Source organism: Mammaliicoccus fleurettii (assembly GCF_003970575.1).
GTDB classification, from domain to species: domain Bacteria; phylum Bacillota; class Bacilli; order Staphylococcales; family Staphylococcaceae; genus Mammaliicoccus; species Mammaliicoccus fleurettii.
In genome coordinates this window covers 1-11436 of sequence record NZ_RXWZ01000160.1, presented here as the reverse complement: position 1 = coordinate 11436, position 11436 = coordinate 1, and the positions used below count along the sequence as shown (strand labels likewise).

Here is an 11436-nt window from a genome sequence, read left to right as displayed (position 1 = left end):
ACATAGAATTCATATTTCCCTTTTTTATACCGAAATTCGTATTTAGATATTTGCATCTTATCCTGTAATGTTTCGATGTCAACTTGCTTTTCTTCTAATAAATCTGTAATTCTTTGGTTATAAAAATCTTTTCGAATTCTTAAGTTCATCATAATAAAATGAAATATAAACAAAGGTACAGCTGCAATTTCTAAATACATACCCTTTGCAATTAAATAATATAAGATGCAAATAATGAATATCCCTATAATTTCTAAAACATATCTTATTGGATTATATTGATAATTTTCTATTAACGCTCTTCTTAAAGTTCTCATTTTACATCCTTCTAATTATTATAATTTTCAAGAATTTTTAAATATTTTTTCTTTCTAGATGACAAAACAAAAAACTCATAAGTATTTTCATTTTCAGTTACTTCATATTTTGTTAAACCAGTTATTTCGTATAATTTTTCTTTAGAGATATTTTTCTTACGAATATGGCTATTTAACTTTTCATTTAGTACTTCCCTTGTAACAAATACATTAAAGTGAATAAAATTTAATAAGACCATCACAACACCAAATAAAATTATTTGTACGATATCAGACTTTAAAATTAATAATGCTATCCAAACTATTAGACAAGGTATTATGAATGAAAATATAAATTGCTTTGGTCTTAACTTTATATTTTCTGTAATTGTGTTCATTAACATCACCTCGTAACAAAATATTAGTTTATATTATTAATTATACAGACTAAAATCATTATTTTTCAACACTCTATTATAGCCCCGTACTTCCTTTTTGTAATTGTCTTTCGATAAATGTTCGTTTCGATTCTAAGTGTTCTGGTAAGTATAGCGGGATGTCTTGAAATTGCTTTTCTTCAAATGTTATTGCTTCCATATTGAGCTTTAACGTCGCTACTTCGAATAAGAGCTGATTAGGGTCTTGATAATATATGGATTTAAAGAAGCCTCTATTTTTTATAGGTAAGTGTATCATATTTAATTTATCTAATGATACTGCGATATCATCTAATGTACTTTCCGCTTCTGCTGATATTGCTACATGATGTATAGCTCCAAATCCTTGTTCTTCTAATGGATTAAATGTGTCGTAAATCAAATGTACTTCATGGTACATTTCACTATTGTTGTTATGCAGTATATTTACAGTCAAACCTGTATCAAAGAATGCGGTTTGACCATATGTCTTCCAATTGAATAAATCTTGGAAGTGTTGTTTACTTGCTTCTGGATATCTCACTCTAGCGTGCACGGAATCTAAGGCTAATATTTGATGTTCAAAGGGCACAACACTATTTTCATCTCTGTTGAATAAGCTAATGTCTTCATGATCAGCTATTACGATTAAGCCAAGTGGTGTTTGATCTGGTCCTTCAAATCGAATTAGACTGCGGTCAGTATAACTTTCAATACCGTAGTGACAAACTTCAAACTGATCAAATCGCTGTTCCCAATATTGTAATGACTCTACTGATGGTACTTTAAATAACAATCGATCAAATGCATTAGCTCCGAATTGATTTTCTTTACCTTCTTTCATTTCAAACAATGTCACTTCAGTTCCAGGTCGACCATATTTATCTGCAAAGAAAATATGATACATTTCATAGTTCTCTTGATTAACAGTCTTCATTAGTAAATTCAGACCTAGTATATTACGGTAGAAGTTAAATGATTGTTCTGCATCGTGATTAATAATAGATACATGGTGTATAATTGAATCATGATTCATTAACAACAGCCCTTTCAAATTTATGGAGGAGATAGAATGGAATATTTCTTACAAGAAAACCCAAACTCTGATACTTTAATTGTACTTTTTCATGGTACCGGGGGCAATCAATACCAACTTCTACCGTTTTCAGGTGCGTTATTCCCTGAAGCTAACATATTAAGTCTGCAAGGCAATGTTGGAGAAGGAACAGAAAGACGATTTTTCGCACCATTAAATCATAATGCTTTAGATCGAAATGATTTTAGCAAACATACTGAAGACTTTGTAGAATTTTGGCATTCATTTATTAAAGAACATAACTATCAACATATTATATTCTTTGGTTATTCAAATGGTGCAAATTTCATCATTGGTCTACTTGAACAAGGCATTACAAATATTGACCGTGCCTTATTACTTCATCCATCTAATTTAGAATATAAAATCACTGAAAGATATGAACATACATCTATTATCATAACAAGTGGTTCAAACGATTATTTAACTGTACCAGGTAAAATTAAGGCACTAGCCGATGAACTTAGACCATTATTTAAAGAAGTTCAATTTGAGCTTTTAGACGGTGGCCACGAATTAGATGAACCAGAAATCGAAAAATTAAAAACAATCCTTTAGTCATTATTGATTTATAAAATGACCAAATTTATCTTATCAAAAGTGCATTTACAGATGATATAATAATGAAGTCGCCTTAACTTCCGGCGGTATTTTCGGCGGAAGGAGGTGTAGCCAGTGGAACTACTTTTTGTTAGTATAATTGCACCTGTTGTTTCAGGATGCATAATTGCGGGTTTTACGTTTTGGCTAAACAGCCGCAATAAATAATAAGGTGACATAGCCCATCAAAAAGAACCCCCAACCTATTCCAGTAGGTTGGGGGTTCGGTGTTCCAATGGAACTACTTTTTGTTAAACATATTATAACATCATAGTTTAGAAAAATGCAAAAAGGATCACCTAGTTAAATTTGTTTAACATATTCGCGTAATTTATTCAGTGCATGCTTATGTTCGAAACTCTTGTTCACATCATGACCACAGTCATCGGTGGTTGTATTGTCACTCTATTTGCGCATTGGCTACGCAATCGAGATGATAAGTAAAATAGGCGACTAGCCAACACAAAAATCCCCTCACTACTCGCAATAGTGAGGGGATTAGTGCATATATGCACGAAACTCTTGTTAAAGAGATTATAACATCATAGTAGAGAAAACTGCAAAGTACATACTATAATAATCGTCCAGCTTTATTTAAAAGTGTTCAATCTTGATTCTTTTTTTATTAGCATTTTTTACTTTGAAACTTATACTGTTATTCTCGATTCATTATCTTTGCTATTGCAATATCTAAATGGTCCCCAGATTCTTTAAGTTTACTTATTATATTATTTTTGTCTTGTTCGGTACGTGTTTGACTTAATTTATATGCAGCTTGTATTTCTTTAACTTCAATTTCAAATCCTATAATTCCATTGATTTGTTTACGTGTGTTTTCAGACATATTGTCCCAAGTTGCTCCGTTCTCTCTATGTCCTTCATATTTATTCAACAAATAGGTTAAATCTTCAATAAGTTCGCTTTCACTTAAAAGTCTACTATCCCCATATACATGAACACTTTGATAATTCCATGTTGGGACATCTTCTTTTTCATACCAAGTAGACGAAATATATGCATGAGGTCCTTGAAATATAATTAAAACATTTGATGCTTTATTTAATAATCTCCATTGATCGTTATTCTTAGCTAAATGACCAGTAACATATATCTCTCCGTTTTTTTCATGAATATTAATTGGTACATGCGTCGCTATAGGTTTATCCCCATCGTTTGTTATGATCGTTACAAATTGATGTTCTAACATAAATGATTTGATTTCTTGAATATCATTTTCTTTATAATGTTTTGGAATATACATAGTAAAGCCCCCTTATAAGTGTTTAATCATGATATAGTCTATTTGTTTTTCATCCCCCATATAAAAAGCATGTTCATCTATTTTTTCAAATTTAAATTTTTCATAGAATGCAATAGCATTATAGTTCTTCTCCCATACACCTAGCCAAATATGATCGCATGATAATTCTTTAGCTACCTCAATTGATTTATCATATAGTTGCTTACCTAATCCAAGTTTTTGAAATTGGTTTAGAACATAAATACGTTCAATTTCTAAATTATTTCCTTCAATAAATTCCGTTTGAGCGTCTTGAATATTTAATTTTAAGTATCCTGCTAATGATTTTTGATAAAATATAAAATAAAAAAATGAATTTGAATTTTGAAATTCTTTTAATAATCTTTCTTTAGTGAAAGTGTGTAGTAAATAATTGTCAATGTTCTCTTTTTTATTTTGTTCTCTAAATGTTTCATCAAATGTTTGGTATGATATACTTTGCAATTGTTCTAAATCTTCTATGACACATTCTCTTATCATTTTTTCACCATCCTTTAATATTGTCTTTTGTTACCTTTTTTAACGCTTAACCAATCCTCAGATATATTGTTTTTCACTCGGTCTAAAGCTCTCGTTAGATCATTAATTTCTTCTTCAGTAAAACCTTTTAATGCTACTGAATTAGAGTGATTGTTTTCCCTTATTATAAACGGATAAAGTTCTTCACCTTTTTTAGTCGGGAATAACATTTTACTCTTTTTACTTTGATGGTGATTTTTTTTGAAAATTAATTCGTTTTTTTCAAGTTTATTTATTGCTCTTGATGCTGTAGTGCGGTCAATCCTCAACATTTCAGCCAATTTTTCTTGTATGATACCTGGATTTTCACAGATTCTGACTAAATATACGAATTGGCCTTTTGTAAGACTGATTTCTTTGAATTCTATGTTGCTTATAGAGTCTAATGATCTAGAAATAATACCTATATCTCTTAATATGTCTTTCATTGTCTGACCCCTTTTATTTTTGTTGCAAATGCAACTATTTTATTTAATAATGTAACATATATTAATTATATTTCAAGGATCTATTACTTATAAATTAAGTCGTAATAACTAAGAGTGAAATAAAATAAATTCTAAAATACTTTGGGACACAAATCCCTTTATCAAAAAAGTCACCCAATCTGGAAGATTGAGTGATTTTTTGTTTATGATTTTTAGTACAAAGCAATTAATAAGTAAATAAATAATACATTATTAGCTATCCCATTTTGAACGTAATATACATGAACAGAAGTTATTTTGTGGGTATTCTGGTTCAAAATACTTTATAACGTCTGATTTGATATTGCCAAATGTCGTTTCTGGTTTATGTTTGAAACCATCGTAAAATGCTTGTATTACATCATGTTTAAAATTCCCTCTAGGGAATTTTGTAGCGACTGCTTTACGTAATTGATCAGAATATTGATTCCAATTATCGCCCATAACATCCATACCAACACCATGATATAGTAGAGCAACATTATTTTCCTTATGTTCTGCAATACCTAAAGTCGTGTGTAAAGCTATAGAATCCCATGCTAATTGCAAATCACTTTTATCATAATTATAATTTTGTAAAAATTGTCTAACAGCATTTGCTCCATCAACTTCAAATCTTAAATCATCGCTGCCATAAGTTTCAGTTAAGCCTAAATCGTGAAATAACGCTGTGATATAGAGCAATTCTTTATCGTATTTTAGTTGATCTTGGATTCCTTTTGTTTCTCCAAATAAATAAACTCTATTAGAGTGATTCCAAATTAATTCATTTCCATATTCTCTTACAATCTCTTGTGCATCTTGAATAATTTTACTATCTGGGACTATAATTTCATCTAAACTTTTAATCAATTAAAAAAACCCCTTCTCAAATTATAATACATTTAATATATTCCTCTTAATTTAAAAAAGTAAACTTATTTGAGAAGGAGGAAAGTTGAGATTTTTACCATGAAAGTACATTGGATTATCACACTCAAATTTTAGCGACACCTTTTCAGGTGAGTAATTTCGCTTTTGGATATTTCAAATCAACTCATACTGATGAATAACATAGGTGAATTAAATATCAGTATAATCTTTAATTTTAAAGTCTGAAAATGTTGAATCATAATCTAAGTCATATTTAGATTTGATACTTTTGCCATCATTGTCTTTCTTTTCAATCTCTATTGTGATTGTGTCACCTTTTTTATCATACTTTGTTACTTTTGGTTTAGTGAATTCTATGCCTCCACCTTCTTCTACAACTTTTTCAATATGATCTGCTGTATCTGAACTACTCTTAATATAGCTATGTTTTTTTCTACTTTATTAATATTTTCCCTCTTATAATTCATAGGTTATAGCCCAGGAAATATTGACCTCTTTATAAATTAAATGAGCTTTTTACAATATGACGATATTATAAAAAGCTCCAGGTTTTATTATTTTATAATTGTGTTCTCAAAGACAAGTCTAGGTTTAGCACCTAATATTAATAAGAATATTTGAGCGTATTTTACATCTTGATGATGTTTAAAGATATTCATCAAAATATCAATATTTTCATCTTCAGTAATTTTTTTAACTTCGTCAGTATAAATTTGTAATACTGAATCTTTAATAAACGGTGGTCGTGATTCAATTTTATCAATACCATTTATCAATTCACCTAAATATTGATAGTGGATTTGTAATTGTCTCGTTAAACTGACAACATGCTCTAAGTTTTCAAAGAATCGAGGATAGTTCTTTTCTAATGATACAATGTCATTTTGAACTTTATAAATTTCATTTGTACTTGCAAACATAATTAGTAACTCCCTTCTTTAATTCTTTCCCAAGGTTTTTCTAAACCTATTATTTTTGTTAATTCTTGGCTATGCTCTCTTCTTTGTCTTCTCATGTTTGCACGTTTACTTCCTGATTCAAATAAAAATAATTCTTCTTTCGTTTCTGGTACTATAGCTGGAACTCTTATAGGTCTCTTATCACCATCTAATGCTACGAATGTTAAAAATGCAGTTGCCGCAATTTTTCTTTCTCCTGTTAACATATCTTCAGCTATAACTTTACAGAAAATTTCCATCGATTTATTCCCTGTGTATGACACGAATGACTCAATACAAACTGAATCTGTTTGTCTAATTGGTACTAAGAAATCTATAGAATCCGTAGAAGCTGTTACGCATTCTTTTACTCTTGCATGTCTTCTAGCTGATAACGTTGCATTGTTATCTAACTTTTTCATTAATACGCCTCCGAACAACGTATTATAATTATTCAAATCATTGACTAGTACTTGGTCTGTACTTACTACTCTGCTCTCGTTGGGGTGTTTAAAATGTATCATATATATTTCCTTCCTTTTATCTCGTATAACTACATCTTAATCCCCTAAATACATTTATAAAAATCGTTAATTTTTATATAAACTATAAAAATAATCTATGTAACCGCATTACTCATTCATTTAAAAGTAATCTGTCTTGTAAAAATTCAAGCAATTTCTTTGTAATATGGTTTTGATAACCTTCTTTTTTCCAAATAATCGCCAATTCCCACCCGATATTCAAGTTGCTAATGCTGACACTTTTCAAGTCTTCATTCAGCAAATCTGTAATACTAGAAGGTAAAATACAAATACCTAAATCAGATAAGATCATCTGCTCAATAAAAGTCCACTGCGTACTCTCAGATATAATATTCGGAATAAAGCCCGACATTCTACAACATTGCTTAATACGATCATTTAAATAATAATCAGAATTAAAAAGAATGAAACTCTCGTTTGAAAGTTCACTAAGATCCACAGACTTTTGATCAGCTATATAATGATTTTTATTAACTACAACTTTCAACTCTTCACTGAAAAAGAAGAACGAATTAAACAAATTATTATCAGTAGGTAGCACAGTAATACCTATGTCTAAATCATCCTTTAAAATCTCATCCTCAATTCTTTTACTACCATCTTCCAAAATATGAAACGTCACATTAGGATATAGTTGATGGAATTCAGAAATCAGCTTAGTAAACTTATTCACATTCATAATCGTAGGAATACCAATTCTCACATGACCTTCTTCAATTTCTAATAAATTATTCAATTCAACAGGAATATTCTCATACATCTTCAAGAAATCCTTACAAATTTTATAAAAGACTTTTCCAGCATCCGTTAATACGATTTGTCTCTTAGAACGATCAAACAACGCAACATTTAATTCCTCTTCTAATAACTTAATTGAATTACTAATAGTAGGTTGTGTAATGTATAAATTCTCTGAGGCTTTCGTCATACTCTTGAACTTTGCAACTTCTATAAAATATTGCATTTGTTTTATCTCCACGATAAATCCCCCAATAATTATTAATCCTCTTTACATTATTACACAAAACGAGGCTGAGACAAATTTATGTCTCAGCCTCGCTTTTTATCAAACCAGCTTATATAGTTTCCTTATCAGCAATTTTGCTGGGAACTGCTTTTAACACTACCCTTATCAGTAATTTTGCTGAAATCTGCTTTTAACACTATCCTTATCAGCAATTTTACTGATAACTACTTTTAACACATCTCTTATCAGCAATTTTGTTGAAATCTGCTTTTAACACTACTCTTATCAGCAATTTTGCTGAAAACTGCTTTTAACACTACCTTTATCAGCAATTTTACAGGAAACTGCTTTTAACACTGCTCTTATCAGCACTTCAAAATTATTTGAAATATATAATTCATTAATATATATCTTTTTGTTTTATAATCCGTGTATGATTTTCATCTACAACCTCTATATCGTAGTAGGATCTAATAGTTAATTCTAGATTATTCCATCTTTTTTCTTCTTTTGTTTTTCCTATATTAGATATTTTTGTCATGACCAAACTTACAATAGACGTAGAACCATAGGAGAATGCATCTACAATATTTTTATATCCTTTTAAATGTTCCGATTGTGCCATCTCATTTATTCTTTTACTCAATTTAAGTCATGGTCATATTATGCCATAAACTAAAAATAATAAATTTATCAATGGTAGTATCGTCAATATATAAAATCTTTAGTTTACACTCTCAAAATCAACTAAACTACATTAGCTATAATAATCAAAATTATAGCGCAAAAAACAGCTATCGCACTAGTGTATATACTAGTTTTGTATCTAACCCGCTTATTACTTTTGCTTATGATTTTATAAATTTCATATCCCCAAAGATTCAAAGAAGCAAAACCAAATGCTACAAAACCTATTCCAAATACATAACCTAATATAATTAAAATCATTATTATTTTCCTTTCTAATTTTAATTTCCACCTAGATTCAAAAAGTTAAAACTCTATAAAATCAACAATATTTTTACTGAAATATTAACATAAAAACACCCTCTAACCATAGTAGTTAAAGGGTTGTCTTAATTTTATATATTATTCCCACTCAATCATGAATTGTATTTTTATATAATTCACACTTTCCCAAAACGTTGATTTAATAGCGTTTATTAGAGGGTATTCAGTCTAATGTGTTTCAGACGCTTGCCCTTTTTTGCGCTTAAAACTATTAATTACTCTGTATTGGCAAATCAGTTCTCACTTTCAAATGCCCAAATGTATCTCGTTTTTTGATTTGCAAAACGAGAATAAGGTATAATACCATCATTTTGCAACCTTCCAATTATAATTGACTGATTGATTTTCTCGCTATTCGCAAAATGCTGTATAGAACTCATGCTAAAATCTGATGTAGCAATAAAATCATTATAAATTTCATCTTTTATTAATGTTTTTCTAGCAAAATCATCAGCTTCTTGTTCTCTCTGATTTTTTCCATCTAGTTCAATAAAGTTTTTATGAGGATGCAATATAATATGCCCGATTTCATGAAAAAACGTAAACCAAAATATATCAGCATACTTACCTTTATTACTCATAGCTAGAGTTATCTTGTCATCTCCCCACATGACCATACCTTTAGGTTTGGCATTTTTCAAACTAGGCATAATAATAAAATGTACTCCACATTCTTTTAATACTTCATCGATTCGAGGCATAAATACACTAGGCTCCTCAACTGTTAAGTTCTTCAAGGTACTCATTGAGCCCTCTAGTTTTTCTTTATCGAACTTTAAAGTTGATTTAGATGATAATTTATGAGAAACCATTTCAATCCATAAATTAGTATTTATAACATCACTATCTTTTTCTATTGCTGAAGCTCTAAAATTAATAGCCAATTCTCGGCTCTTCAATATTTCTAAGTTAGCAATTTTAAAAACTCTACATAGCTCTTTAATTTTATCTTCTGATTTTCTTTGTTGAGAAACAACACCCAATTTTACTAATTTTGGGTAATCAATTGATTTAAGAAGGCTTTTTTGATCGTTTATATATTTGTCTTGCTCTATTTCCAACTTAAGTGTATCGTACTTTGTTTGGATATTTAACCAGGTTTGTGAATCCACATTAAAAACCTTCGATATGTTTATTGCCATCTTTGGTGTGAGCGATTGTTCTCCTCTGACTATCTCACTAATTGTTTTAGGACTAGTATCTACTCGAGTAGCTAATTCCCTCTGAGTCATATCCAAATCTTCAAGACTATCTTGTATATATACCCCTGGATGAAAAGCCATCTGGTTATTATGTTCCAATATTAAATTCTTAACCATGATCATTCACCTCCATTATTAGAATATGTATAATTTCAGATTTTTTATCCGCTAACTCAGTAATCAGACTTTCTCCATCACTATTAACTGGTCTAACGTATAGTCTCCATTTAGAATTTCTCCCATCGATATCAAGACTACATATATCTTTAAGGTTGCCTTGTAGTCTATGATAATGAAATGGCCCATAATTCATCACAGCTTCAAACGAAGTAGCTGATTCTATAAAACCAATCGCCTTTTTCAATCCTATCGCTGGCTTATAACCAAGTTTTCGCTGAGCATTTTTAAAATTTGTACATAGTTTTTCTGTTTGTGTTTTCCTGTAAAAAATCTCCAAATCATCACGACCATATTACTTATTAGGTAATTCTATTTAAATCTACATTATACTATAACATCGTATAATACAATCACTTTACCTTATTATAATGTTTTAAAACTACAAATAACACCCACTACCATAGTGAGTGTTATGAACTTTTACTACGTTTCTGAAATTTTAGGGAAAGCAATTGCGCCATCTGGTTCTTATAAAACAATAAGATCAATACGAGAAGGGAATGATTCAACTATCAAGAATCTAACATCTTTAGGAAATACATTCTCTCATTATAAAATAATAAGCCTCGTAACATGTTTAAGGGCTACTGTGAGCCTAAAGCTCTTAATAAGTATATTACACTATAAAATTGTGTTGGTTAGTTAAAAATACCTTCTATCAACCTCATCTAATATTGGAAATAAAACCTTTTTAATTTGGATAATTGATATTTTAGCTTTCTCTAAGTCTTTATAAATATATCTTCTATATTTATTTAGTGTCTTGGTCTGTTTCTCTTTAATTATTGATGAATCAAATCCATAAAAAGCTGACATACCATTTTCTTCAATAACATTTTCAACAATAAAAGTTATACCATTATGAGTAGCTATATGACGTGTATTTTTTGTATTTCGATTAATTTTCCCTACTGCAGGTAATTTAATTTCAATTAACTCATCTTTTAAAATAGTTGAATAATAATAATCCTTTATATAATCTGATTTTCTACTTTTTAATCTAGCTGTTGGTATCATATATAAATA

The 11436-nt window shown here is 29.5% G+C and carries 18 protein-coding genes; 3 read left to right on the top strand and 15 right to left on the bottom strand.

The window, feature by feature from the left end; all coding sequences use genetic code 11:
* The 3 genes from CD129_RS11290 to CD129_RS11280 form a co-directional block, all read right to left on the bottom strand.
* Positions 1–317: hypothetical protein (locus CD129_RS11290; protein WP_144437012.1), on the bottom strand; the 317-nt coding region annotated here is incomplete at its 3' end.
* Between the two features lie 11 nt (positions 318–328).
* Positions 329–694 (bottom strand): hypothetical protein, encoded by a 366-nt coding sequence (locus CD129_RS11285; protein WP_107509429.1) that lies wholly within the window; start codon positions 692–694, stop codon positions 329–331.
* Positions 695–770: 76 nt separating this feature from the next.
* Complete coding sequence (locus CD129_RS11280; RefSeq protein ID WP_115337896.1) at positions 771–1748, bottom strand: VOC family protein; 978 nt, start codon at positions 1746–1748, stop codon at positions 771–773.
* A 36-nt stretch (positions 1749–1784) separates the two neighbouring features.
* Here CD129_RS11280 and CD129_RS11275 point away from each other — a divergent pair, with 36 nt between their 5' ends.
* From CD129_RS11275 to CD129_RS11265, 3 genes are all read left to right on the top strand, one after another.
* Positions 1785–2366, top strand: coding sequence for an alpha/beta hydrolase (locus CD129_RS11275; protein ID WP_115337897.1), 582 nt, complete (start codon positions 1785–1787; stop codon positions 2364–2366).
* Between the two features lie 117 nt (positions 2367–2483).
* Positions 2484–2576, top strand: coding sequence for a type I toxin-antitoxin system Fst family toxin (locus tag CD129_RS11270; protein WP_107509432.1), 93 nt, complete (start codon positions 2484–2486; stop codon positions 2574–2576).
* A gap of 180 nt (positions 2577–2756) precedes the next feature.
* Entirely contained in the window at positions 2757–2852 is a 96-nt protein-coding gene (locus CD129_RS11265; RefSeq protein WP_107509433.1) for a type I toxin-antitoxin system Fst family toxin, read from the top strand.
* Between the two features lie 211 nt (positions 2853–3063).
* Here CD129_RS11265 and CD129_RS11260 read toward each other — a convergent pair whose 3' ends face one another.
* The 12 genes from CD129_RS11260 to CD129_RS13255 all read right to left on the bottom strand — a co-directional run.
* Positions 3064–3669: an FMN-binding negative transcriptional regulator gene (locus tag CD129_RS11260; RefSeq protein ID WP_107509434.1), complete on the bottom strand. Its 606-nt coding sequence runs from the start codon at positions 3667–3669 to the stop codon at positions 3064–3066.
* 12 nt (positions 3670–3681) lie between these two features.
* Positions 3682–4188: a GNAT family N-acetyltransferase gene (locus CD129_RS11255; protein ID WP_078357128.1), complete on the bottom strand. Its 507-nt coding sequence runs from the start codon at positions 4186–4188 to the stop codon at positions 3682–3684.
* Between the two features lie 14 nt (positions 4189–4202).
* Positions 4203–4655, bottom strand: a complete 453-nt coding sequence (locus tag CD129_RS11250; protein WP_078357129.1) for a MarR family winged helix-turn-helix transcriptional regulator — start codon at positions 4653–4655, stop codon at positions 4203–4205.
* Positions 4656–4907: 252 nt separating this feature from the next.
* Complete coding sequence (locus CD129_RS11245) at positions 4908–5546, bottom strand: HD domain-containing protein (RefSeq protein WP_115337898.1); 639 nt, start codon at positions 5544–5546, stop codon at positions 4908–4910.
* Between the two features lie 210 nt (positions 5547–5756).
* Positions 5757–5984 carry a TcaA NTF2-like domain-containing protein gene (locus CD129_RS13595; protein WP_420870769.1) on the bottom strand — a complete coding sequence of 76 codons (228 nt, stop codon included), beginning with the start codon at positions 5982–5984 and terminating at the stop codon, positions 5757–5759.
* 137 nt (positions 5985–6121) lie between these two features.
* On the bottom strand, positions 6122–6487 hold the full coding sequence (locus tag CD129_RS11240; protein WP_078357132.1) for a hypothetical protein: 366 nt from the start codon (positions 6485–6487) through the stop codon (positions 6122–6124).
* Between the two features lie 2 nt (positions 6488–6489).
* On the bottom strand, positions 6490–7029 hold the full coding sequence (locus CD129_RS11235) for an acyl-CoA thioesterase (RefSeq protein ID WP_078357133.1): 540 nt from the start codon (positions 7027–7029) through the stop codon (positions 6490–6492).
* Between the two features lie 112 nt (positions 7030–7141).
* Positions 7142–8029, bottom strand: a complete 888-nt coding sequence (locus tag CD129_RS11230; protein WP_078357134.1) for a LysR family transcriptional regulator — start codon at positions 8027–8029, stop codon at positions 7142–7144.
* 388 nt (positions 8030–8417) lie between these two features.
* Complete coding sequence (locus tag CD129_RS11225) at positions 8418–8642, bottom strand: hypothetical protein (RefSeq protein WP_107509436.1); 225 nt, start codon at positions 8640–8642, stop codon at positions 8418–8420.
* A gap of 619 nt (positions 8643–9261) precedes the next feature.
* Entirely contained in the window at positions 9262–10347 is a 1086-nt protein-coding gene (locus CD129_RS11215; RefSeq protein WP_160149126.1) for a HigA family addiction module antitoxin, read from the bottom strand.
* Positions 10340–10687: a hypothetical protein gene (locus CD129_RS11210; RefSeq protein ID WP_115337900.1), complete on the bottom strand. Its 348-nt coding sequence runs from the start codon at positions 10685–10687 to the stop codon at positions 10340–10342. Before CD129_RS11210 ends, CD129_RS11215 begins: the two co-directional genes overlap by 8 nt.
* Positions 10688–11052: 365 nt before the next feature.
* On the bottom strand, positions 11053–11436 hold a 384-nt coding region (locus CD129_RS13255), incomplete at its 5' end, for a hypothetical protein (protein WP_170167700.1).